Consider the following 22,337-nt stretch of genomic DNA (forward strand, 5'->3'; position numbering starts at 1 on the left):
ACTACTTGGTGTAAAGACAAGTGTTGCAGCATGCGTAGGTTTTCGATTTTTTAAGTGTGCGATTTGCCAAGGTTTCGTAGGGGAATTTAGTTGTATTCGTAGGATTAATCTTATTCTTTGTGCGGGTGTGCTCTCGAGGGCTTGAGGGCTTTGAACTTGCTTGGGGCGAGGGGCATGTCTGGTTGTTGTGGTGTCGTTAAAACAGAGGTACTTTCACGACATACATTCATGTAGGACAGCTCCCACAATGCGAGTCGTAATCGCTGACGATCATTCCTTTGTTCGCTTAGGAATGCGAACATTCATCAATACCAGCAGTCAATGCGAAGTTGTCGCAGAGGCCGATGGCGTAGACAGCCTGATGAACGTGCTTTCAAACACCCCCTGTGATCTGTTGATCACCGACTTTTCCATGCCGGGTGGGCAGCAGGCTGATGGCCTGAAAATGTTGAACACCCTTCACCGTCTATACCCGGCAATGCCGGTGATTTTGGTGACAATGTTTACCGGCGTGGCCACGGCGAGGGCGGTGCTGGCTCAAGGGGTGATGGGCATCGTCGCGAAAAACACCTCGGCGTCCGAGCTGCCGGCGGCAATCAATGCGGTGAGGCAGGGGCGACGCTACATCAGTGAGTTCCTGCGCGAACGGCTGGACAACGCGGACAACCAGCTGGGGGAATCGCCACTGTCGGTCAAGGAGCTTGAGGTGGTCAGAATGTTGGCCAACGGCATGACCGTCAGCGAAATCGCCCAACAGGTTAAACGCAGCGTGTCGACTATCAGCAAACAGAAAAACATGGCCATGCTCCGCCTGGGCATCCGTACTGACGTCGGGCTTTTTGCCTATGCCCGCGACAGCGGCATGGCCCACTCACCGCATTGATCACTCGGGCCAGGAATTTCTCCCAGAGTTTCGAGAGCGTCCGTGCCGATGCGCACGCGAGGGCTGCCTATTGGATGGCGACCTAGCTGTTCAGTCAGACCGACAACATCGTAGTCAACGACATCCAGGTACATCGGCAGCTTGTTCGGTTGCCTGTATGTGCCGTTCAAAGGCTTGTGGGGCTGGATCTTCGGCGTCATTGCCTGAGTACGATCATCGCCGGCCTCGGTGCCGGGCGGGCGCTGTATATGCAGGGCGGCAGTGAGGGAATTAGCCATGACTGGAATCTCTAAATAGATGAGTTCCAGGATTACCGAGCCATCAATGAACACGTCTTGACTCAAGTCCAGCGTCGAGGTCGGTGCGATGATCGCCTGCTGGAGGATCCGGCTGGACAAGTTCCGGATCGCAATGGGCCCTGCGGTGCTGGCTGGCACATCGGTCAAACCCGGATAACTTCGTGCAGCGTTCGGTGTGGGGCATCGGGATGCCTCCATGCCCGCTCTCCGGTGGTGGAGTCGGCTCGATACACTTGAGACAGAGCCCCCACTGCGCTGTTTCGAGAGTCGAAACGCAGCGAATTCAAACCAACGCTATTTTCCGCAGCCCATGAGCGTAATAGCTCCCCAGGTACAGATGTCCGGGGGAGCCGAATGTCACCAAATCTAGCCACGACAAACCACGACGCTTTCGTTATGCCAGGTGTGGCGACTGTCCGAGGGATTATCTGTGTTTTTGTTATGGTCTCGGCAATTGGATTGTGCGGGCTAAAACTGCAAATTACAGGTAGACCATCTCGATCGTGGCGGAGCCATCAATGGTTACTTCATTAGTCAGGTCCAGATTTTTCTTTGCATCAATGTGTGCATGAACCCTCAGTTCTGCACTCAATTCCTTGACCTCAATAGGTAGATTTGGGCCACCCAATGATGCGGCAGAGACATATTCATCCGGAGCCAAATATGCGTTGGATGGTATTGGCCTCCAAGTTGCTCCAGAGTTCGAGGATATGATCGCTGCAACGGCGGCGGTATCGGCATGGAGGGGGATGAACTGCATGCTGGCGTAGCCTATTTTTTGATTGCCGTTTATCAAGCCCAAACCGAGAGCTCTTGAAGTGGTCGATGTTCCTGACTGGTTATCCACGACATTTAGAGCGATCAGGCTTTTTTCATCGCAGGTTACGTCAAGTTGAAAATCAGCTCTACCGACCGAGGTGGGCAAGTCCTCATTAAGGTCGTTCACTGAAATTTTTCCTAGATCGAAGATGCCGCCTTTAGATATTGTCAGATCGCATGCATTCGGTGTGATCAGTCCCTTAACTGTCAGGTCAGTGCTGCTGGCTGCGGATACAGAAGTGCTAGCCGTGACGATCAGGGTCGCAATGAGTTTGGAGGTGAAGCTTTTCATGGTAGGTCCCTCTAGTTGGTAAGTGCGACAATTAAAAGCGCTTGGAGGTTGAGTTCGTGTTCAATACTTAAACTCGTCGATTTAGTTTTATGTAGCGCCGCCGCAGAAGCCACTCGGCGGCATTTCGTCGAGTGAGGCGCAATTTAGCGAGCAGGTGGAGAGGGAGGAATGCAACTAGTACGAAAGCTGGCGGGTGTGGGAGGGAGGAGTGTTGCAGACTACGTAGCGTTTTCCAACGAATAGCCCTTTGATTGAAGTTCGCTGACGTAGTTTTTACGATGAAGTATGGGAGTCGTCTGTTTTTCAGGTGGGCAAAAGAGTTAATCCGTTGAATACGTGAGGTTGTGACCTCAGAGGCTTTTTCGGGGCGTTGTGGAATGGATAGGAAGGGCGTTATTTTCCGCGCCTTTGCGCCTCAAGTAGGAAGTATCCCGCAGTGCGAGTCGTAATTGCTGACAGACTACTCTGTCGTTCGTGTCGGCTGCGCATACTCATCAACGCCAGCAGGCGATGCGTGATCGTCGGTGAGGCTGACAATGCCGACAGCGCAATGACGTATTGAAATGACGTGAACAGTCCCCGCGTTGTTTTCGTCATGAATGCAGATAGTGTTCGATGCATTTACAGACTATCGTGCAGGCAATCTTTTGAAGCCATTATGCAAGTCCAGGGGGACCCGCAAATGAGTGACGCCCATAGCGCCTTGATCACCCGTTTCTATCAGGCTTTCCAACGCCTCGATGCCGAAGCGATGGCGGCCTGCTACACCGATGATGTGGTCTTCAGCGATCCGGCGTTTGGCGAGTTGCGCGGCCGCGATGCCAGCGATATGTGGCGCATGCTGACCACCCGGGCCAAGGACTTTTCCCTGACCTTCGACAGCGTGCAAGCCGATGAGCGTAGCGGCAGCGCACACTGGGTTGCCCGCTACCTGTTCAGCCAGACCGGCAACACCGTGGTCAACGATATCCAGGCGCGCTTCGTCTTGCGTGACGGCAAGATTTGCGAGCATCACGACAGCTTCGATCTGTGGAAGTGGTCGCGTCAGGCGTTGGGTTTCAAAGGCCTGCTGCTCGGTTGGACGCCGTTGGTGAGCAACGCTGTTCGTGCCCAGGCCTTGAAGGGGCTGAGGGCATTCCAGGCCAGCCGCTGATAAGATCGCGGCTTGTTTCCCTTTCAAGCACAGATCGCTCCGTGAACACCCCCAGCGAAAACCCTGTCGACACTGCCATTGCGGTGAGCAAACCCTGGTTCGTCTATCTCGTGCGCGCGGCCAATGGTTCGCTCTACTGCGGGATCAGCGACGATCCCGTGCGCCGATTCGCCAAGCATCAAAGCGGCAAAGGAGCGCGCTTCTTCCTGTCCAGTCCGGCCATGGCGCTGGTCTATACCGAAGTCTGTCGCGACAAGAGCGAAGCATTGCGCCAGGAGCGCCTGATCAAAAAGCTCAAGAAAAGCGCCAAGGAATGCCTGGTGGCCAGCGCCGCCGCAGGCTTATCACTTTGACTGATCAGGTCCTATCAGGCAGATCTGTAGGCTGCTAACCGATTGCGCGCTAAGCTGCGACTTCCTATTCGTGCGGCGGAGCCGAGCATGTCCGAGTTGATCCTGCATCATTACCCGACGTCCCCATTTGCCGAAAAGGCGCGATTGCTGCTGGGCTTCAAGGGGCTGTCCTGGCGCTCGGTGAAGATCTCACCGGTGATGCCAAAACCCGATCTGACCGCGTTGACCGGTGGCTATCGCAAGACCCCGGTGCTGCAAATCGGCGCGGATATCTATTGCGACACTTCGTTGATCGCCCGTCGCCTGGAGCAGGAAAAAGCCCTGCCGGCGTTCTTCCCGGAAGGCCAGGAAATGATCGCCGCCAGCTTCGCCAGTTGGGCCGACTCGGTGGTGTTCCAGCATGCGGTCAGCCTGGTGTTCCAGCCGGAGTCGATCGCGGTGCGCTTCGGCAATTTGCCGCCGGAAGCGATCAAGGCCTTTATCGCCGACCGCGCCGGGCTGTTCAGCGGTGGCAGTGCGACACGCCTGTCGGCGGAGCAAGCCAGGCATCAATGGCCGACGATCATGTCGCGGTTGGAGCAGCAGCTGCAGCGTGAGCAGGGTGATTACCTGTTCGGCGAGCCGTCGATTGCCGACTTCGCCCTGGCGCATTCGCTATGGTTTCTGAAAGCGACGCCGGTCACCGCGCCACTGGTCGATGCTTACCCGGCGGTTACCGCGTGGCATGCCCGTGTGTTGGGTTTCGGCCATGGCGCCTCGAGCGAGATGAGCGCCGAAGAAGCGCTGCAGGTGGCGCGAACGTCCGTTCCGGCGGCATTGCCGGACGAGCAGTTCGATGAGCCAAACGGGTTCAAGGCCGGCCAACAGGTGGTGATCGCGGCCACGGATTATGGCGTTGATCCGGTGGCGGGTGAGTTGTTGTTTGCCGGTCGCGAAGAACTGATCCTGCGCCGCGAAGACCCGCGTGCTGGGGTGGTGCATGTGCACTTCCCACGGTTCGGGTTCCGCATCGAGGCTTGCTGACCGCGGGAAAGGATCGCCGCCTGCGGTGCAGGGGGCAATCTTCTGAGGGGGGTTACTTCAACGCCGCCAGAATCGCTTCGGGCTCATAGCCGCGAATCAGCGTGCCGTTCACGTCCAGCACCGGAATGCCGCGCCCGCCCAGGGCCTCATAGGCCTTGCGCGCCTCGGCATCCTTTTCGATGTCGTATTCCTTGAACGGTATGCCCTTCTGGTCAAGGAAGCGCCGGGTCAGCTTGCAGTAGCCGCACCAGTCGGTGGCGTAGAGCACCACCCGGGCGTTGGCCCGGACCTGCTCGGCGACCCCCTGCGAGGGGTTGAACAACCGCTCGATCTTGCCCCAGTTCTGATAGACCACCAGCACCAGCACAATCAGCAGGACCTTCTTCAGTGCGCCTGCGAGCATCAGTTGCGACGCTTGAGCTGGTCAGTGAGGGAGGTCGGCAGGCCCTTGATGACCAGGGTGCCGGCTTCTTCGTCATACTCGATCTTGGAGCCCAGCAGGTGCGCTTCGAAGCTGATGGACAGGCCTTCGGCGCGACCGGTGAATCGGCGGAATTGGTTGAGGGTGCGTTTGTCCGCCGGGATCTCCGGCGACAGGCCGTAGTCCTTGTTGCGGATGTGGTCGTAGAAGGCTTTCGGGCGTTCTTCGTCGATCAGTTCCGACAGCTCCTCCAGGCCCATGGGCTCACCCAGTTTGGCCTGGCTGCTGGCGTAGTCGACCAGGGTCTTGGTCTTCTCGCGGGCGGAGTCTTCCGGCAGGTCTTCGCTTTCGACGAAGTCGCTGAAGGCCTTGAGCAGGGTGCGGGTTTCGCCCGGGCCGTCGACGCCTTCCTGGCAGCCGATGAAGTCGCGGAAGTACTCCGACACCTTCTTCCCATTCTTGCCTTTGATGAACGAAATGTACTGCTTGGACTGTTTGTTGTTCTGCCACTCGGAGAGGTTGATCCGTGCGGCCAGGTGCAGCTGGCCCAGGTCCAGGTGCCGGGACGGGGTCACGTCGAGCTGGTCGGTCACGGCCACCCCTTCACTGTGGTGCAGCAGGGCGATGGCCAGGTAGTCGGTCATGCCTTGCTGGTAGTGGGCGAACAGGACGTGGCCGCCGGTCGACAGGTTGGACTCCTCCATCAGCTTTTGCAGGTGCTCCACGGCAATCCGGCTGAAGGCGGTGAAGTCCTTGCCGCCATCGAGGTACTCCTTCAGCCAGCCGCTGAACGGATGTGCGCCGGACTCGGCGTGGAACAAACCCCAGGCCTTGCCTTGCTTGGCGTTGTAGCTCTCGTTGAGGTCGGCGAGCATGTTCTCGATGGCGGCGGATTCGGCCAGCTCCGAGTCGCGGGCGTGCAGGACTGCGGGTGTGCCGTCGGGTTTTTTGTCGATCAGGTGGACGATGCAATGACGGATCGGCATGGGCTTCTCGGCTGTATGAATGGAGGAGGGCGTGCTCCCCCGAAAAAGTGCCCAGTGTACCGCACCTGCTGGTTTTGGCGGTGCTCGAAGGGACTGGGAGGCAGGTCATCCCGGGCTTATGCGCTTTTTTGCGGATTTAGAGCAATAAAGCTGACCAAATGGGTAGGTAGAGGCGGATATTTCCCCGTCTCTGTGCTAGTTTTGCCCGGTCTTACGCGAAGTCACTGCGTTAAGCGTGCATTCAGCATTTGTCAGGTCGAACCAAACCCTGATTTCGGTATCTATAACCCCGACCCGTCGGTGTTGTAGCCGAGGGTGCCAGATCCAGAAGATCGGGCTCGATGGCTGACACTGCACTCTGCAATCCATATGAATTTGATAGGGAAGGAACACTACATGGCTCTTACTAAAGACCAACTGATCGCCGATATCGCTGAAGCTATCGACGCGCCTAAAACCACTGCGCGTAACGCTCTGGACCAACTGGGCCAAATCGTTGCTGATCAACTGGAAAACGGCGGTGAAATCACCCTGCCAGGTATCGGTAAGCTGAAAGTGACCGAGCGTCCTGCCCGTACCGGCCGCAACCCTTCGACTGGCGCTGCCATCGAAATCGCTGCCAAGAAAGTTATCAAGCTGGTTGTGGCTAAAGGCCTGACCGACGCTGTTAACAAGTAAGACGCATAAAAAAGAGCCGCGCCTCGGAGCAATCCGGGCGCGGCTTTTTTGTGCCTGAAATACGGTGTCAGGCGAAACTCAGCTTTTGCGAACCCAGCGCTCGCGCCAGACTTGCTGCTCGGATTTGGTCTGGAAGGTCCAGGCGACAAAGCGGCTTTGTTTCTGCCCCTGAGACATCTCCACGACCTGGCTCTCCAGCACACCGGCCTTTTTCAGCGCGGTCTGGATGGCGGGCAGGTTTGACGCTTTCGAGACCAGGGTACTGAACCACAGCACCTTGTGTTGAAAGTGCGCGCTTTCGGCGATCAGTTGCGTCACGAACCGCGCTTCACCGCCTTCACACCACAACTCGGCGGATTGTCCGCCAAAGTTCAGTACCGGCAGTTTGCGTTTCGGGTCGGCACGGCCCAGGGCGCGCCATTTACGCTCGCTGCCCTTGGTCGCCTCGTCCATCGAGGCATGGAACGGCGGGTTGCACATGGTCAGGTCAAAACGCTCGCCCGGTTCCAGCAAGCCCAGCAGGATGTGCTTGGGGTTGCTTTGCTGGCGCAGCTGGATGGCTTTGTTGAGGCCGTTGGACTGCACAATGGCTTTGGCTGCCGCCACGGCGGTCGGATCGATTTCCGAGCCGAGGAAGTGCCAGCGGTAGTCGCTGTAGCCGATCAGCGGATAGACGCAGTTGGCGCCCATGCCGATGTCGAGCACCTTGACCGGTGCGCCGCGAGGGATCTCACCGTCGTTGACGCTGGCCAGCAGGTCGGCCAGAAAGTGCACGTAATCGGCACGCCCCGGAACCGGTGGGCACAGGTAGTCGGCCGGGATGTCCCAATGGGCGATGCCATAGAACGACTTGAGCAATGCCCGGTTGAACACCCGCACCGCATCCGGGCTTGCGAAGTCGATGCTCTCTTTGCCATAGGGGTTGATGATCACGAACTGCGCCAGTTCCGGCGTGGTCTTGATCAGCGCCGGGAAGTCGTAACGGCCCTGGTGGCGGTTGCGCGGGTGCAGGCTGGCCTTTTCGCGGGGCTCCACGGCTTTGGCCGGGGTCGCGGAATCAGGCTTTTTGCGCGCAGGGCGGGGTGTGCGGGGGGTGGTCATGGGCGTAGTCGATTCGGGTGTGGCTGAAAGAGACGGGCATTGTCCCACATCCAGGCGCTGTGAACCCATTTTCGCCAACAACGAGGATCCCTGCGGGAGCGGGCTCTGGGGGCGGGCACAAAAAAAGGGAGGCCGTTGCGGGCCTCCCTTTTTATTGCGAGTTGCCGTTACAGGCTGGCAATCCGCGCGTGTTGCTCGGCCAGCTTGCCCAGAGCCTGTTCGGCTTCGGCCAGTTTGGCGCGTTCTTTCTCGATGACTTCGGCTGGGGCCTTGTCGACGAAACCGGCGTTGGACAGCTTGCCGCCGACACGCTGCACTTCACCTTGCAGACGCTGGATTTCCTTGTCCAGACGGGCGAGTTCCGCACCCTTGTCGATCAGGCCGGCCATTGGCACCAGCACTTCCATCTCGCCGACCAGGGCGGTGGCCGACAATGGCGCTTCTTCGCCGGCTGCCAGCACGGTGATGGACTCAAGCTTGGCCAGCTTTTTCAGCAGGACTTCGTTCTCGCTCAGGCGACGCTGGTCTTCGGCGCTGACGTTCTTGAGGAAGATCGGCAGGGGTTTGCCCGGGCCGATGTTCATCTCGCCGCGAATGTTGCGCGTACCCAGCATCAGGCCCTTGAGCCATTCGATGTCGTCTTCGGCCGCCTGGTCGATGCGTGCTTCGTTGGCCACTGGCCAAGGTTGCAGCATGATGGTCTTGCCGTCGATGCCCGCCAGCGGTGCGATGCGCTGCCAGATTTCTTCGGTGATGAACGGCATGAACGGGTGCGCCAGGCGCAGTGCCACTTCCAGTACGCGCACCAGGGTGCGACGGGTGCCGCGCTGGCGTTCGATCGGGCCGTTTTCGTCCCACAGCACGGGCTTGGACAATTCCAGGTACCAGTCGCAGTACTGGTTCCAGATGAACTCGTACAGGGCCTGGGCGGCCAGGTCGAAGCGGAACTGGTCGAGTTGGCGGGTCACTTCGGCTTCGGTGCGCTGCAACTGGGAGATGATCCAGCGATCGGCCAGCGACAGCTCGTAGGCTTCGCCGTTCTGGCCGCAGTCTTCGCCCTTGTCCAGCACGTAGCGCGCAGCGTTCCAGATCTTGTTGCAGAAGTTGCGATAGCCTTCGACGCGGCCCATGTCGAACTTGATGTCGCGGCCGGTGGACGCCAGCGAGCAGAAGGTGAAGCGCAGGGCGTCGGTGCCGTAGCTGGCAATGCCGTCGGCGAACTCGTCGCGGGTCTGCTTCTCGATCTTTTTCGCCAGTTTCGGCTGCATCAGGCCGCTGGTACGTTTTTGCACCAGGGTTTCCAGGTCGATGCCGTCGATGATGTCCAGTGGGTCAAGGACGTTGCCCTTGGACTTGGACATCTTCTGGCCTTGGCCGTCGCGCACCAGGCCGTGTACGTACACGGTCTTGAACGGTACCTGGGGCGTGCCGTCTTCGTTCTTCACCAAGTGCATGGTGAGCATGATCATCCGGGCAACCCAGAAGAAAATGATGTCGAAGCCGGTCACCAGGACGTCGGTGGAGTGGAACTTCTTGAGGAATTCGGTCTGTTGCGGCCAGCCGAGGGTGGAGAAGGTCCACAGGCCCGAGCTGAACCAGGTATCGAGGACGTCGTTGTCCTGCTGCAGGGCAACGTCTGGTCCCAGGTTGTGCTTGGCACGCACTTCGGCTTCGTCGCGACCGACGTAGACTTTGCCCGACTCGTCGTACCAGGCCGGGATCCGGTGGCCCCACCACAGCTGACGGCTGATGCACCAGTCCTGGATGTCGCGCATCCACGAGAAGTACATGTTTTCGTACTGTTTGGGTACGAACTGGATGCGGCCGTCTTCCACGGCGGCAATCGCAGGCTCGGCCAGCGGCTTGGTGGACACGTACCACTGGTCGGTCAGCCACGGTTCGATGATGGTGCCGGAGCGGTCGCCCTTGGGTACTTTCAGGCCGTGATCGTCAACGCTGACCAGCAGGCCGGCGGCGTCGAACGCTGCGACGATCTGCTTGCGTGCTTCAAAACGGTCGAGGCCGGCGTACTCGGCCGGGATCTTGCCGTCGATGCTTTCGTTGAGCGTGCCGTCGAGGTTGAACACCTGGCAGGCAGGCAGCACCGCGGCGTTCTTGTCGAAAATGTTGAGCAGCGGCAGGTTGTGACGCTTGCCGACTTCGTAGTCGTTGAAATCGTGGGCCGGGGTGATTTTCACGCAGCCGGTGCCGAACTCGGGATCACAGTAATCGTCAGCGATGATCGGGATGCGGCGGCCAACCAGCGGCAGCTCGACGAATTGGCCGATCAGGGCCTTGTAGCGTTCATCGTTCGGGTTAACGGCCACGGCGGCGTCGCCGAGCATGGTTTCCGGGCGAGTGGTCGCGACGATCAGGTAATCGTTGCCTTCAGCGGTCTTGGCGCCGTCGGCCAGCGGGTATTTAAGGTTCCACAGGAAACCTTTCTCGTCGTGGTTTTCCACTTCGAGGTCGGAAATCGCCGTGTGAAGCTTGGTGTCCCAGTTGACCAGGCGCTTGCCGCGGTAGATCAGGCCATCTTCGTGCAGGCGTACGAATGCTTCCTTGACCGCTTCCGAGAGACCGTCGTCCATGGTGAAGCGCTCGCGGCTCCAGTCCACCGACGAGCCGAGGCGACGGATCTGACGGCTGATATTGCCGCCGGACTCATCTTTCCATTCCCAGACCTTTTCCAGGAATTTCTCGCGACCCAGGTCGTGGCGGCTCTGGCCTTTGGCTTCGAGCTGACGCTCCACCAGCATCTGGGTGGCGATACCGGCGTGGTCGGTGCCCGGCTGCCACAGGGTGTTACGGCCCTGCATGCGGCGGAAACGGATCAGCGCGTCCATGATCGCGTTGTTGAAACCGTGACCCATGTGCAGGCTGCCGGTGACGTTCGGCGGCGGAATCATGATGGTGTAGGAATCGCCCGCGCCTTGCGGGGCGAAGTAGTTCTCGGACTCCCAGGTGTTGTACCAGGAAGTTTCAATGGCGTGCGGCTGGTAGGTCTTATCCATGCGCGGCGGGACCCTATTGGCATTTATTCAGGAAAAGCCGGCAAGTATAGCGGGGATGTCGCCTGGGGCGTAGAGCGAGCTGATGGCAGGAGGGAGAAATCTCCGTTTTTTTCCAGGGGCGGTCGAGGTGCGCCGCGTTCATGCGCAGAGACTAATGGCCATTTTGCGTGAGTGTTCAGTGAGCGTTCAGTGAGTGTCAGATATAGGAAGAAGTTTCCGTTGTAGATAAGGAAATTCCCTACACGCTTGCCTGTTTTAGTCGGGGCGGCATGTAAGTAGTATCCGCGCAGGTTCACGGAAGTTGGTTGTTGTGTACCTCGGTTGTAATCTCTAAGTTTATATAGCCACATGGAGTGTTTATGTTTATTAAACAAATTTCGTTGTTGATCCCTCTATTGATGTCGGCCAACGCGTGGGCCGGAACAATGGAGCACTGTCCGAAGGTTGCAGATATCAAGGAGGTCGGTAGTACGGGTAGCTATACCGCAGCGACGCTCAGCGGCGAAGGTGAGTGGAGCGGCACCTCGCAGACTGGGCGCGGCCCGGTGGGTGGGTTCGATGAGGCGATATTCAAGGCTCGCGGGGAGGTGGTCGAGGGAGTTGTGGTGGGTGAACTCCTGCGTTGCGGCTATAGCTTGCGCGACGGTGGGAAACTGGACATGCGCTTCAAGCGTGAAGGCACTGTTGTCAGCATCCAGGCAGGTGGAGTATGGGAACCGTGGTATGACCAGTATTACTGCGAAGATAAAACCGACGGGGCTTGCACCTTCAAGGAGCTGTCTCGTCCAAGTAAGGGTTAGTTGAAAGGCGTGTTGCCCTCCAAGTAAGGAGTAGTGGCTGAAGTTGCTGCTCTTGATGGGGGAGTTGTTGTTCGAAATACTCGGTCGCCAACTTCACGGGCGACCGATCCTTCTTTCAGCGGTGGCTCAGGAACAGCGGCTCAATTGTCGTACTGACTCAATAACCGTTCCATTCGCGCGTCGAGGCGGCGCTTGATTTCCGTCTCGATGTGCGGAGCAAAGTCATCGATCACGTCTTGCATGATCAACTGCGCGGCGGCGCGCAACTCGCCGTCCAGATGCAGCATGACGTCGGCCGCTTGCTGGGCGGTTGTCGTGGCGGCGGGTGCAGGTGCAGGTGCTGGTGCAGGTGCAGGCGCTGGAGTAGGGGCAGGTTGTTCGACGGCTGCGACCAGGGGTTTACCGCTGACCTGGTCGAACAGCAAGGGAATCTGGCCTTCATCACTTGCGGTCTCGACGGTGTCGGTCAGCAGTGGTGGTTGCAGGTTGTCATCGCCGAGCAACTGGCGGATCGACTCAAGGTCATCCAGCAGGTGTGCGGCCTTTTGCAGCGGTTTTGGCGTGTCCATCTTGTACTCAGAGTCGCTGTAGCCGGTGATCTTGCAGAGGATAGCCCTGTTCGCGGTAGAAGCGGAAACTCTCCCGCGCGGCCTGACGAATAGCGGGGTCTTCGACGACCACTTCCGCCACGCGGGCAAACCGTTGGGCAAACGGTGGGACCTTGACGTCGAGGTTGACCAGCAGGTCCTGGTGTTCACCGGGATCATCACCCAGGCCCAACACAATCAAGCCATCCGGTTCGCTCTCGGCTGGGCCGTGGGGCACGAAACTTTCGCCCTTGAACGCCCACAGGCGAGCATCAAGGTCGTCGCGTTGGGCGGCATCGCTGCAATGCAGGTAGATGCGGTGGCCCATGCGCCAGGCCTTTTCGCTGAGCTTGCAGGCGAAATCCAGCCGCGCCTGAGGGTCGGCGCTGGGCAGGATGTAGAAATCGACTTTGGTCATTGCGGTTCCTGAGCCTGAGGCGGGGCCACCGAGGGTGGCGCCGCCTCAGGTCATCGGTTTCAGGCCTTGGCGCGATCCAGCAGGTATTGGGTCAGCAACGGTACCGGGCGGCCAGTGGCGCCTTTGTCCTTGCCGCCGCTGGTCCAGGCGGTACCTGCGATGTCCAGGTGGGCCCAGTTGAGGTTCTTGGTAAAGCGCGACAGGAAGCACGCAGCCGTGATGGTGCCGGCTTTCGGCCCACCGATGTTGGCGATGTCGGCGAACGGGCTGTCCAGTTGCTCCTGGTACTCATCGAACAGCGGCAGTTGCCAGGCGCGGTCGTCGGCAGCCTTGCCGGCGCTCAGCAGTTGTTCGATCAGTTCGTCGTTGTTGCCCAGCAGGCCGGAGGTGTGGGAACCCAGTGCGACGATGCAGGCGCCAGTCAGCGTGGCGATGTCGATCACTGCCTGCGGCTTGAAGCGCTCGGCGTAGGTCAGGGCGTCACACAGCACCAGGCGGCCTTCGGCGTCGGTGTTGAGGATTTCCACGGTCTGGCCGCTCATGGTGGTGACGATGTCGCCCGGGCGCGCAGCGTTGCCGCTTGGCATGTTTTCGGCGCAGGCCAGGATGCACACCAGGTTGATCGGCAGCTTCAGCTCGAGCACCGCGCGCAGGGTGCCGAACACACTGGCCGCACCGCCCATGTCGTACTTCATTTCATCCATGCCGGCGCCCGGCTTGAGGCTGATGCCGCCGGTGTCGAAGGTGATGCCCTTGCCGACCAGGGCGTACGGCTTCTCGGATTTCTTGCCGCCGTTGTATTGCATGACGATCAGGCGCGGCGGCTGGGCGCTGCCCTGGCCGACGGCGTAGAACGAGCCCATGCCCAGTTCCTTGATCTTTTTCTCATCCAGGACTTCGACCTTCAGGCTCTTGAAGGTTTTGCCCAGGTTTTTCGCTTGTTCGCCGAGGAAGGTCGGGTGGCAGATGTTCGGCGGCAGGTTGCCCAGGTCGCGGGTGAAGGCCATGCCATTGGCAATTGCGCTAGCGTGGGCCACCGCGCGTTGCACTTCGGCCTGGGCGGCCTTGATGGTCAACAGGGTGATTTTCTTCAGGGCGCGCGGTTCGGCCTTCTGGCTCTTGAACTGGTCGAAGCTGTATTCGCCGTCCACCAGGGTTTCGGCCAGCAAGCGGGTCTTGCCATAGCTGTCACGACCCTTGACCACCACTTCGTCCAGCGCCAGTGCGGCATCGCTGCCACCCAGGCCCTTGAGGGTGTTGAGGATGCCGGCGACGATTTTGCGGAACGGACGGTCGCCCAGTTCGGCGTCCTTGCCCACGCCCACCAGCAGCACACGCTCGGCCTTGAGGTTCGGCAGGCTGTGCAGCAACAGGCTCTGGCCAACTTTGCCGGCCAGGTCGCCACGCTTGAGGATGGCGCTGATGGCACCGCCGCTGAGCTCATCGACCTGCTTGGCGACGTTGCCGAGTGTCCGGCCTTCGCCGACTGCGATGACCAGCGTGGCGGTTTTCAAGGTTTCTGGGCTAACGCTTTTTACAACCAGTTCCATGTCCGGGTCCTTGAATAAATGGTCAAAGTACAGCGTGCCGCACCCTGTGCGCACACGTTTGCCTTCTATATAGAAAAGGTGCGGGCCAGGCCCGCGACAAAGGCCGCAGTTTGAACCTCGCTGGCTGCGCCTGACAACCCTTGCGCAAGTGATCTTTAATGCATTGCATAGCGGCGTGAGCATGCGCAGTGACAGGCGCGGTCAATCACAGGATAATGCCGCATCTTTTGCGGTGGCTCATGGTTCCACGAGTCACCCGACCTGTTTGCTTGTTTGGCCGCCTTAGCCTGACAACCCTGGAGTGTCTGGTTTGATTGTCTTCCGTTATCTGTCCCGTGAAGTCCTGGTGACCCTGAGCGCCGTCAGTGCCGTGCTGCTGGTCATCATCATGAGTGGGCGCTTTATCAAGTACCTCGCCCAAGCCGCTGCCGGCCTACTGGATCCGGGCTCGCTGTTCCTGATCATGGGCTTCCGCCTGCCGGGCTTCTTGCAGTTGATCCTGCCACTGGGGTTGTTCCTGGGGATTCTGCTGGCTTATGGCCGGCTCTATCTCGAAAGCGAAATGACCGTGCTGTCGGCCACCGGCATGAGCCAGCAACGCCTGTTCGTCTACACCTTGTTCCCGGCCACGCTGGTGGCGTTGCTGGTGGCCTGGTTGAGCCTGGGCCTGGCCCCGCAAGGTGCCAACCAGTTCCAGTTGCTGCTGAACAAGCAGGATGCCCTGACCGAGTTCGACACCCTGGAGCCAGGACGCTTCCAGTCGTTGCGCGACGGCACGCGGGTGACCTACACCGAGAAACTTTCGGACGATCGCGTCAACCTGGCCGGCGTGTTCATCTCGCAGAAGAACGAAGCCACGGGAAACAAGGATCGCGGCATTTCTGTGCTGGTGGCCGAGAAGGGCCGCCAGGAGATCAAGCCGGATGGCAACCGCTACCTGATTCTCGACAATGGCTATCGTTATGACGGCAACCCGGGGCAGGCCAACTATCGGATCATCAAGTACGACACCTATGGCGTGCTGTTGCCCAAGCCTGACGTCAGCGACGAAGTGACCGATCGCGACGCCATCAGTACCGCCAATCTGATGGGCAGCGATGACGTGCGTTCCCATGCCGAGCTGCAATGGCGTTTGTCCCTGCCGTTGCTGGTGTTCATCGTGACCCTGATGGCCGTGCCGCTGTCGCGGGTCAATCCGCGTCAGGGCCGATTCCTCAAGCTGTTGCCGGCGATCCTGCTGTACATGGCCTACCTGACCATCCTGATCGCTGCCCGCGGTGCCCTGGAGAAGGGCAAGTTGCCGCCAGCGCTGGGGCTGTGGTGGGTCCACGGGATTTTCCTGGCCATTGGCCTGGGGTTGCTCTACTGGGAGCCGTTGCGCTTGAAGATGGCGAGTCGCCGCTATGCGTTGGAGGTGACCCGTGGTTAAGCTCGATCGCTACATTGGTAGCAGTGTATTCATGGCAATCCTGGCCGTGCTGGGGATCATCCTCGGCCTGGCGACCCTGTTCGCCTTCATCGATGAAATGGGCGATGCCAGCGATACCTACACGGTGATGGATGTCCTGGGCTACGTGCTCCTGACCGCGCCGCGCCGCCTGTACGACATGCTGCCCATGGCCGCTCTGATCGGTTGCCTGATCGGCCTCGGCAGCCTGGCCAGCAACAGCGAATTGACCATCATGCGCGCGGCCGGTGTATCCATTGGGCGCATCGTCTGGGCGGTGATGAAGCCGATGCTGTTCCTGATGGTGGCCGGGGTGCTGATTGGCGAGTATGTGGCGCCCGCCACGGAAAACATCGCTCAGGCCAACCGTTCGCTGGCCCAGGGCAGTGGCGATTCGCAAAGCGCCAAGCACGGCTTGTGGCATCGCCAGGGGGACGAGTTCATTCACGTCAACTCGGTGCAGCCCAATGGCCGCCTGTATGGCGTGACCCGTTATCGCTTCGATAATGACCACCACCTGCTGTCCGCAAGCTTCGCCAAACGCGCCGAGTTCGACACCGATCACTGGCAGTTGAGTGACGTCACCACCACCCTGTTCCACGGCAAGAGCACCGAAGTGGTGAACGCGCCGGTCGAGCGCTGGGATGTGGCCCTCAGCCCGCAACTGCTGAGCACCGTGGTGATGGCCCCGGAATCGCTGTCCATCAGCGGCCTGTGGGGTTATATCCATTACCTGGCTGATCAGGGCCTGAACAACGGCCGCTACTGGCTGGCATTTTGGGTCAAAGTGTTGCAGCCGCTGGTCACCGCCGCCCTGGTGCTGATGGCGATCTCCTTCATCTTTGGTCCGCTGCGTTCGGTAACCCTCGGTCAGCGGGTGTTCACCGGCGTGCTGGTGGGCTTCACCTTCCGCATCGTCCAGGATTTGCTCGGGCCATCGAGCCTGGTGTTCGGTTTCTCGCCGCTGTTTGCGGTGCTGATCCCGGCTGCGGTCTGTGCTTTGGCAGGCCTCTGGCTGATGCGTCGAGCCGGCTGATCAGCGGTATTTGAACTCGCGTTTGCCCCCGAAAACGCCCCGTTCGCCAGAGCGGGGCGTTTTTGCAGGTGATGGCTTTACCTGCAAACGTGACGCTTGCCTGGTGTTTCAGGTACAATTCCCGGCTATTTTTCGGCGGGCTATGCCTGCAGCCTTTTTGAGTGTTGATCCGTGAGTGATTTGAGTCATATCCGCAATTTCTCCATCATCGCCCACATTGACCATGGCAAGTCGACGCTGGCCGATCGCTTCATCCAGATGTGCGGCGGCCTGGCCGAGCGTGAAATGGAAGCCCAGGTACTGGACTCCATGGACCTTGAGCGCGAACGCGGGATCACCATCAAGGCCCACAGCGTTACCCTGTATTACACCGCCAAAGACGGCATCAAGTACCAGCTGAACTTCATCGACACCCCCGGCCACGTTGACTTCACCTATGAAGTCAGCCGCTCGTTGGCGGCCTGTGAAGGTGCGTTGCTGGTGGTCGATGCTGGCCAGGGCGTGGAAGCGCAGTCGGTTGCCAACTGCTACACGGCGATCGAGCAGGGCCTGGAAGTCATGCCGGTGCTGAACAAGATCGACCTGCCGCAGGCCGATCCGGACCGCGTGAAAGAAGAAATCGAGAAAATCATCGGCATCGACGCTACCGATGCAGTCGAGTGCAGTGCCAAGACTGGCCTGGGCGTCGATGAGGTGCTCGAGCGCCTGGTCAAGACCATTCCCGCGCCTACCGGCAATATCGAAGATCCGCTGCAAGCGTTGATCATCGACTCCTGGTTCGACAACTACCTGGGCGTTGTCTCCCTGGTTCGCGTGCGCCATGGCCGCGTGAAGAAGGGCGACAAGATCCTGGTCAAATCCACCGGCAAGATCCACCTGGTGGACAGCGTCGGTGTGTTCAACCCGAAACACACTGCCACCGTCGATCTGAAAGCCGGTGAAGTAGGCTTCATCATTGCCGGTATCAAGGACATTCACGGTGCGCCAGTGGGCGACACCCTGACCTTGAGTTCGACCCCGGACGTCGACGTGCTGCCAGGCTTCAAGCGCATTCAGCCGCAGGTGTACGCCGGTCTGTTCCCGGTCAGCTCCGACGACTTCGAAGATTTCCGTGAAGCCCTGCAAAAGCTCACCCTCAACGACTCGTCCCTGCAGTACACCCCGGAAAGCTCCGACGCCCTGGGCTTCGGCTTCCGTTGCGGGTTCCTTGGCATGCTGCACATGGAAATCATCCAGGAGCGCCTGGAGCGCGAGTACGACCTGGACCTGATCACCACGGCGCCAACGGTAATTTTCGAGCTGCAGCTGAAAACCGGTGAAACGATTTACGTCGACAACCCGTCCAAGCTCCCGGACCTGTCTTCGATCGAAGACATGCGTGAGCCGATCGTGCGGGCCAATATTCTTGTGCCGCAAGAGCACCTGGGCAACGTCATTACCCTGTGTATCGAAAAGCGTGGCGTGCAGCACGACATGCTGTTCCTGGGTACCCAGGTCCAGGTGACCTACGATTTGCCGATGAACGAAGTGGTCCTGGACTTCTTCGATCGCCTGAAGTCCACCAGTCGCGGCTATGCTTCGCTGGATTACCACTTCGATCGCTACCAGTCGGCTAATCTGGTCAAGTTGGACGTGCTGATCAACGGCGACAAGGTCGATGCCCTGGCGCTGATCGTGCACAAGGACAACGCGCACTACAAAGGTCGCCAGTTGACCGAGAAGATGAAGGAACTGATTCCGCGCCAGATGTTCGACGTTGCGATCCAGGCCGCCATTGGCGGGCAGATCATCGCGCGGACCTCCGTCAAGGCACTCAGAAAGAACGTATTGGCCAAATGCTACGGCGGTGACGTTAGCCGTAAGCGCAAGCTGTTGGAAAAGCAGAAGGCCGGTAAAAAACGCATGAAGCAGGTCGGCAACGTGGAAATTCCACAGGAAGCCTTCCTTGCTGTGCTCAGGTTGGATAGTTAGGTCCTATGTCACTAAATTTCCCGCTGTTGCTGGTCATCGCTGTCTTCGTCTGCGGTCTGCTGGCGTTGCTCGATCTGGTGTTTCTGGCGCCGCGTCGGCGTGCTGCCATTGCCTCGTATCAGGGCACTGTCAGCGAACCCGACATGGTCGTCGTGGAGAAACTGAACAAAGAACCGTTGCTGGTGGAATACGGCAAGTCGTTCTTTCCGGTGCTGTTCATCGTACTGGTGCTGCGTTCGTTTCTGGTGGAGCCGTTCCAGATTCCGTCTGGTTCGATGAAACCGACCCTGGACGTGGGCGACTTCATTCTGGTGAACAAGTTTTCCTACGGGATCCGTTTGCCAGTGCTCGACAAGAAAGTCATCGAGGTCGGTGATCCGCAACGCGGCGATGTGATGGTGTTCCGCTACCCAAGCGACCCGAACGTCAACTACATCAAGCGTGTGGTCGGCCTGCCGGGCGACCAGATCCGCTACACCGCCGACAAGCGCCTGTTCGTCAACGGTGAGTCGATTGCCGAGCAACTGGTGGGTACCGAGCCGGGTACCTTGGGCAGCGCCGAGCTGTACAAGGAAAAACTCGGTGTGGCCGAGCACATGATCCGCAAGGAAATGAGCCGCTACCGGGCCACTCCGGACCGTCAATGGACTGTGCCTGCGGGCCACTACTTCATGATGGGCGACAACCGCGACAACTCCAACGACAGTCGCTACTGGGATGACCCAAGCATTCCCAAGAACCTGCTGGGCATGGTTCCCGACCAGAACATCGTCGGCAAGGCCTTTGCGGTCTGGATGAGCTGGCCTGAACCGAAACTCAGCCACCTGCCGAATTTCTCGCGGGTTGGCCTGATCAAGTAATCCCACACGGCGCTGTTGAACACAGCGCCGAATGCATTTCTGGAGCCTGCAGAAGGTTGCCGCACTGCATTGAAGCCAACGATATTCAGGAAGTAATTTTTGAACACAGCGTTATTTGTCCCAGGCCTTCGCAGCGATGCTGTGGGGGAAGTCGACCACGAACTCAGCGTGGGTAAACCGTGAGCGTCTCCTTAAGTCGTCTCGAGCGTCAGCTCGGCTACACCTTCAAGGATCAGGAACTGATGGTCCTGGCCCTGACTCACCGCAGCTTTGCCGGGCGCAACAACGAGCGCCTGGAATTTCTCGGTGACGCCATTCTCAACTTCGTGGCCGGTGAAGCGCTGTTCGATCGCTTTCCGCTGGCCCGCGAAGGTCAGTTGTCGCGTTTGCGCGCACGCCTGGTCAAAGGCGAGACCCTGGCGGTGCTGGCCCGTGGTTTTGACCTGGGTGACTACCTGCGCCTGGGCTCCGGTGAGTTGAAGAGCGGCGGTTTCCGGCGCGAGTCGATTCTGGCCGATGCCCTGGAAGCGCTGATCGGCGCGATCTACCTGGATGCCGGCATGGACATGGCGCGCGAGCGCGTGCTGGCCTGGCTGGCTTCCGAGTTCGAGAGCCTGACGCTGGTCGATACCAATAAAGATCCAAAGACCCGCCTGCAGGAGTTCCTGCAGTCGCGTGCCTGTGAGCTGCCGCGTTACGAAGTGGTGGATATCCAGGGTGAGCCGCATTGCCGGACGTTCTTCGTCGAATGTGAAATCACCTTACTGAATGAAAAAAGCCGAGGTCAGGGTGTGAGCCGTCGTATTGCCGAACAGGTAGCGGCCGCCGCAGCACTGATAGCCCTGGGCGTGGAGAATGGCCATGACTGATTCAACTGCAACTCGCTGTGGCTATGTCGCCATCGTCGGCCGCCCGAACGTGGGCAAATCCACGTTGCTGAACCACATCCTGGGTCAGAAGCTGGCAATCACCTCGCGTAAACCGCAGACCACTCGCCACAACATGCTCGGGATCAAGACCGAAGGCGCGGTGCAGGCGATCTACGTCGACACCCCCGGCATGCACAAGGGCGGCGAGAAGGCCCTGAACCGCTACATGAACAAGACCGCCTCGGCGGCGTTGAAAGACGTCGACGTGGTGATCTTCGTGGTCGATCGCACCAAGTGGACCGACGAAGACCAGATGGTCCTCGAGCGTGTGCAGTACGTGACCGGTCCTTTGATCGTGGCGCTGAACAAGACCGACCGCATCGAAGACAAAGCCGAGCTGATGCCGCACCTGACCTGGTTGCAAGAGCAACTGCCGAACGCGCAGATCATGCCGATCTCGGCCCAGCACGGGCATAACCTCGAAGCGCTGGAGCGTGTGATTGCCGGTTACCTGCCGGAAAACGATCACTTCTTCCCGGAAGATCAGATCACCGACCGCAGCAGCCGCTTCCTTGCCGCTGAACTGGTGCGCGAGAAGATCATGCGCCAGATGGGGGCGGAGCTGCCGTACCAGATCACCGTGGAAATCGAAGAGTTCAAGCAGCAGGGCAAGACCCTGCACATCCACGCCCTGATCCTCGTTGAGCGTGACGGTCAGAAGAAGATCATCATTGGTGACAAGGGCGAGCGGATCAAGCGCATCGGCACCGAGGCGCGCAAGGACATGGAGCTGCTGTTCGACTCCAAGATCATGCTCAACCTGTGGGTGAAGGTCAAAGGCGGCTGGTCCGACGACGAGCGCGCCCTGCGTTCGCTGGGTTACGGCGACCTGTAAACCCGGTTGGCGCTGTATCGTAGAACCCTGTGGGAGCGGGCTTGCCCGCGATGAGGATGGAGCATTCAGCAGCGATGTTGACTGTAAGTCCGCCATCGCGGGCAAGCCCGCTCCCACATTTGGTTTGTGTTGATTTCAAAACAGCACTCCTTCAGTGAGACACCCATGTCCTCTCCGCCACCCAGCCAACCCGCCTACGTCCTGCATTCGCGCGCCTACCGCGAGAACAGTGCATTGGTCGACTTTCTCACGCCGCAAGGGCGTTTGCGGGCGGTGTTGCGCAGTGCGCGAGGCAAGGCCGGGACACTGGCGCGGCCATTCGTGCCTCTGGACGTGGAGTTTCGCGGGCGCGGTGAGCTGAAGAACGTTGGGCGCATGGAAAGTGCCGGCGTCTCGACCTGGCTCAGTGGCGAGGCGCTGTTCAGCGGCCTGTACCTCAATGAGTTGCTGATCCGCCTGTTACCTGCCGAAGATCCCCATCCCGCCGTATTCGAACACTACGCCGCGACCTTGCTGGCCCTCGCTGAAGGTCGTGCGCTGGAACCGTTGCTGCGTTCATTCGAATGGCGCTTGCTGGATGACCTGGGCTATGGCTTTGCATTGACCCAGGATGTCCACGCCGAGCCGATTGCCGCCGACGGTCTGTACCGCCTGCAGGTGGATGCCGGGTTGGAGCGGGTGTATCTGTTGCAGCCGGGGTTATTCAATGGCGCCGAACTGTTGGCCATGGCCGAAGCGGACTGGAGCGCCCCCGGTGCGTTGTCCGCTGCCAAGCGCCTGATGCGCCAGGCATTGGCCGTTCACCTGGGCGGTCGTCCCCTGGTCAGTCGCGAGCTGTTTCGCAAGCCCTGATCACCCCGTATGCTGTGCACCGAACTTTCT

The 22,337-nt window shown here is 59.5% G+C and carries 22 protein-coding genes; 13 read left to right on the forward strand and 9 right to left on the reverse strand.

Annotation, left to right across the window (positions count from 1 at the left end; all coding sequences use genetic code 11):
* The first annotated feature begins 247 nt into the window (after positions 1 to 247).
* Positions 248 to 883 (forward strand): response regulator, encoded by a 636-nt coding sequence (locus H7995_RS09065; protein ID WP_166588797.1) that lies wholly within the window; start codon positions 248 to 250, stop codon positions 881 to 883.
* Here H7995_RS09065 and H7995_RS09070 read toward each other — a convergent pair.
* Together H7995_RS09070 and H7995_RS09075 are read right to left on the reverse strand one after the other, a co-directional pair.
* Entirely contained in the window at positions 844 to 1,380 is a 537-nt protein-coding gene (locus H7995_RS09070; RefSeq protein WP_182343614.1) for a hypothetical protein, read from the reverse strand. The genes H7995_RS09065 and H7995_RS09070 overlap by 40 nt on opposite strands.
* A 283-nt stretch (positions 1,381 to 1,663) precedes the next feature.
* Complete coding sequence (locus H7995_RS09075) at positions 1,664 to 2,293, reverse strand: DUF1120 domain-containing protein (RefSeq protein WP_166588653.1); 630 nt, start codon at positions 2,291 to 2,293, stop codon at positions 1,664 to 1,666.
* Between the two features lie 682 nt (positions 2,294 to 2,975).
* Here H7995_RS09075 and H7995_RS09080 point away from each other — a divergent pair.
* The 3 genes from H7995_RS09080 to H7995_RS09090 all read left to right on the forward strand — a co-directional run bounded on the left by H7995_RS09080 (position 2,976) and on the right by H7995_RS09090 (position 4,822).
* Positions 2,976 to 3,446 carry a nuclear transport factor 2 family protein gene (locus H7995_RS09080; RefSeq protein WP_166588652.1) on the forward strand — a complete coding sequence of 157 codons (471 nt, stop codon included), beginning with the start codon at positions 2,976 to 2,978 and terminating at the stop codon, positions 3,444 to 3,446.
* A gap of 41 nt (positions 3,447 to 3,487) precedes the next feature.
* Positions 3,488 to 3,799, forward strand: a complete 312-nt coding sequence (locus tag H7995_RS09085) for a GIY-YIG nuclease family protein (protein ID WP_166588651.1) — start codon at positions 3,488 to 3,490, stop codon at positions 3,797 to 3,799.
* Positions 3,800 to 3,886: 87 nt separating this feature from the next.
* Complete coding sequence (locus tag H7995_RS09090) at positions 3,887 to 4,822, forward strand: glutathione S-transferase family protein (protein ID WP_185818260.1); 936 nt, start codon at positions 3,887 to 3,889, stop codon at positions 4,820 to 4,822.
* A 52-nt stretch (positions 4,823 to 4,874) separates the two neighbouring features.
* Here the strand turns inward: H7995_RS09090 and H7995_RS09095 are convergent, their stop codons facing one another.
* Together H7995_RS09095 and yejK are read right to left on the reverse strand one after the other, a co-directional pair.
* Entirely contained in the window at positions 4,875 to 5,225 is a 351-nt protein-coding gene (locus H7995_RS09095) for a glutaredoxin family protein (RefSeq protein ID WP_166588649.1), read from the reverse strand.
* The gene (gene yejK, locus H7995_RS09100; RefSeq protein WP_166588648.1) at positions 5,225 to 6,229 is read right to left on the reverse strand and encodes a nucleoid-associated protein YejK; all 1,005 of its coding nucleotides are present in this window, start codon (positions 6,227 to 6,229) and stop codon (positions 5,225 to 5,227) included. The genes H7995_RS09095 and yejK overlap by 1 nt, the downstream gene beginning before the upstream one ends.
* A 396-nt stretch (positions 6,230 to 6,625) precedes the next feature.
* Here yejK and H7995_RS09105 point away from each other — a divergent pair, with 396 nt between their 5' ends.
* Positions 6,626 to 6,907: an HU family DNA-binding protein gene (locus tag H7995_RS09105; RefSeq protein ID WP_007905514.1), complete on the forward strand. Its 282-nt coding sequence runs from the start codon at positions 6,626 to 6,628 to the stop codon at positions 6,905 to 6,907.
* Between the two features lie 78 nt (positions 6,908 to 6,985).
* Here H7995_RS09105 and rlmF read toward each other — a convergent pair whose 3' ends face one another.
* Together rlmF and H7995_RS09115 are read right to left on the reverse strand one after the other, a co-directional pair.
* The gene (gene rlmF, locus H7995_RS09110) at positions 6,986 to 8,008 is read right to left on the reverse strand and encodes a 23S rRNA (adenine(1618)-N(6))-methyltransferase RlmF (protein ID WP_166588647.1); all 1,023 of its coding nucleotides are present in this window, start codon (positions 8,006 to 8,008) and stop codon (positions 6,986 to 6,988) included.
* A gap of 167 nt (positions 8,009 to 8,175) precedes the next feature.
* Positions 8,176 to 11,022, reverse strand: a complete 2,847-nt coding sequence (locus H7995_RS09115) for a valine--tRNA ligase (protein WP_185818261.1) — start codon at positions 11,020 to 11,022, stop codon at positions 8,176 to 8,178.
* Positions 11,023 to 11,381: 359 nt separating this feature from the next.
* Here H7995_RS09115 and H7995_RS09120 point away from each other — a divergent pair, with 359 nt between their 5' ends.
* Positions 11,382 to 11,822 carry a DUF3757 domain-containing protein gene (locus H7995_RS09120; protein WP_166588645.1) on the forward strand — a complete coding sequence of 147 codons (441 nt, stop codon included), beginning with the start codon at positions 11,382 to 11,384 and terminating at the stop codon, positions 11,820 to 11,822.
* A 140-nt stretch (positions 11,823 to 11,962) separates the two neighbouring features.
* Here H7995_RS09120 and H7995_RS09125 read toward each other — a convergent pair whose 3' ends face one another.
* From H7995_RS09125 to H7995_RS09135, 3 genes are read right to left on the reverse strand one after another with little or no spacing between them, the layout of a single operon-like run.
* Complete coding sequence (locus H7995_RS09125; RefSeq protein ID WP_185818262.1) at positions 11,963 to 12,391, reverse strand: DNA polymerase III subunit chi; 429 nt, start codon at positions 12,389 to 12,391, stop codon at positions 11,963 to 11,965.
* Between the two features lie 7 nt (positions 12,392 to 12,398).
* Positions 12,399 to 12,827, reverse strand: coding sequence for a DNA polymerase III subunit chi (locus tag H7995_RS09130; protein WP_166588643.1), 429 nt, complete (start codon positions 12,825 to 12,827; stop codon positions 12,399 to 12,401).
* Between the two features lie 59 nt (positions 12,828 to 12,886).
* Positions 12,887 to 14,377 (reverse strand): leucyl aminopeptidase, encoded by a 1,491-nt coding sequence (locus tag H7995_RS09135; protein WP_166588642.1) that lies wholly within the window; start codon positions 14,375 to 14,377, stop codon positions 12,887 to 12,889.
* Between the two features lie 310 nt (positions 14,378 to 14,687).
* Here H7995_RS09135 and lptF point away from each other — a divergent pair, with 310 nt between their 5' ends.
* From lptF to recO, 7 genes are all read left to right on the forward strand, one after another.
* Positions 14,688 to 15,806 (forward strand): LPS export ABC transporter permease LptF, encoded by a 1,119-nt coding sequence (lptF, locus tag H7995_RS09140; protein ID WP_182343621.1) that lies wholly within the window; start codon positions 14,688 to 14,690, stop codon positions 15,804 to 15,806.
* Positions 15,799 to 16,860 (forward strand): LPS export ABC transporter permease LptG, encoded by a 1,062-nt coding sequence (gene lptG, locus H7995_RS09145; RefSeq protein ID WP_166588640.1) that lies wholly within the window; start codon positions 15,799 to 15,801, stop codon positions 16,858 to 16,860. Before lptF ends, lptG begins: the two co-directional genes overlap by 8 nt.
* Positions 16,861 to 17,031: 171 nt before the next feature.
* Positions 17,032 to 18,831, forward strand: coding sequence for a translation elongation factor 4 (gene lepA / locus H7995_RS09150; protein ID WP_166588639.1), 1,800 nt, complete (start codon positions 17,032 to 17,034; stop codon positions 18,829 to 18,831).
* A 5-nt stretch (positions 18,832 to 18,836) separates the two neighbouring features.
* On the forward strand, positions 18,837 to 19,691 hold the full coding sequence (gene lepB, locus H7995_RS09155; RefSeq protein ID WP_166588638.1) for a signal peptidase I: 855 nt from the start codon (positions 18,837 to 18,839) through the stop codon (positions 19,689 to 19,691).
* A gap of 179 nt (positions 19,692 to 19,870) precedes the next feature.
* A complete protein-coding gene (gene rnc, locus H7995_RS09160; protein WP_095171185.1) occupies positions 19,871 to 20,560 on the forward strand; it encodes a ribonuclease III in 690 nt (229 codons plus the stop codon).
* A complete protein-coding gene (gene era, locus H7995_RS09165) occupies positions 20,553 to 21,455 on the forward strand; it encodes a GTPase Era (protein ID WP_007944847.1) in 903 nt (300 codons plus the stop codon). The genes rnc and era overlap by 8 nt, the downstream gene beginning before the upstream one ends.
* Positions 21,456 to 21,620: 165 nt before the next feature.
* Complete coding sequence (gene recO / locus H7995_RS09170) at positions 21,621 to 22,307, forward strand: DNA repair protein RecO (RefSeq protein WP_166588637.1); 687 nt, start codon at positions 21,621 to 21,623, stop codon at positions 22,305 to 22,307.
* The last annotated feature ends 30 nt before the right edge of the window (positions 22,308 to 22,337 follow it).

Origin of the sequence: Pseudomonas kielensis, assembly GCF_014236655.1 — a bacterium.
Taxonomy (GTDB): domain Bacteria; phylum Pseudomonadota; class Gammaproteobacteria; order Pseudomonadales; family Pseudomonadaceae; genus Aquipseudomonas; species Aquipseudomonas kielensis.

Excerpts from the sequence above, each read along its gene's own strand:
- H7995_RS09095 (WP_166588649.1), bottom strand. The coding sequence starts at position 5,225 with ATGCTCGCAGGCGCACTGAAGAAGGTCCTGCTGATTGTGCTGGTGCTG.
- lepB (WP_166588638.1), top strand. The coding sequence starts at position 18,837 with ATGTCACTAAATTTCCCGCTGTTGCTGGTCATCGCTGTCTTCGTCTGC.
- rlmF (WP_166588647.1), bottom strand. The coding sequence starts at position 8,008 with ATGACCACCCCCCGCACACCCCGCCCTGCGCGCAAAAAGCCTGATTCC.
- H7995_RS09120 (WP_166588645.1), top strand. The coding sequence starts at position 11,382 with ATGTTTATTAAACAAATTTCGTTGTTGATCCCTCTATTGATGTCGGCC.
- H7995_RS09080 (WP_166588652.1), top strand. The coding sequence starts at position 2,976 with ATGAGTGACGCCCATAGCGCCTTGATCACCCGTTTCTATCAGGCTTTC.
- H7995_RS09105 (WP_007905514.1), top strand. The coding sequence starts at position 6,626 with ATGGCTCTTACTAAAGACCAACTGATCGCCGATATCGCTGAAGCTATC.
- era (WP_007944847.1), top strand. The coding sequence starts at position 20,553 with ATGACTGATTCAACTGCAACTCGCTGTGGCTATGTCGCCATCGTCGGC.
- H7995_RS09065 (WP_166588797.1), top strand. The coding sequence starts at position 248 with ATGCGAGTCGTAATCGCTGACGATCATTCCTTTGTTCGCTTAGGAATG.
- H7995_RS09070 (WP_182343614.1), bottom strand. The coding sequence starts at position 1,380 with ATGGAGGCATCCCGATGCCCCACACCGAACGCTGCACGAAGTTATCCG.
- H7995_RS09075 (WP_166588653.1), bottom strand. The coding sequence starts at position 2,293 with ATGAAAAGCTTCACCTCCAAACTCATTGCGACCCTGATCGTCACGGCT.
- H7995_RS09130 (WP_166588643.1), bottom strand. The coding sequence starts at position 12,827 with ATGACCAAAGTCGATTTCTACATCCTGCCCAGCGCCGACCCTCAGGCG.
- H7995_RS09090 (WP_185818260.1), top strand. The coding sequence starts at position 3,887 with ATGTCCGAGTTGATCCTGCATCATTACCCGACGTCCCCATTTGCCGAA.
- H7995_RS09115 (WP_185818261.1), bottom strand. The coding sequence starts at position 11,022 with ATGGATAAGACCTACCAGCCGCACGCCATTGAAACTTCCTGGTACAAC.
- recO (WP_166588637.1), top strand. The coding sequence starts at position 21,621 with ATGTCCTCTCCGCCACCCAGCCAACCCGCCTACGTCCTGCATTCGCGC.
- H7995_RS09135 (WP_166588642.1), bottom strand. The coding sequence starts at position 14,377 with ATGGAACTGGTTGTAAAAAGCGTTAGCCCAGAAACCTTGAAAACCGCC.
- H7995_RS09125 (WP_185818262.1), bottom strand. The coding sequence starts at position 12,391 with ATGGACACGCCAAAACCGCTGCAAAAGGCCGCACACCTGCTGGATGAC.
- yejK (WP_166588648.1), bottom strand. The coding sequence starts at position 6,229 with ATGCCGATCCGTCATTGCATCGTCCACCTGATCGACAAAAAACCCGAC.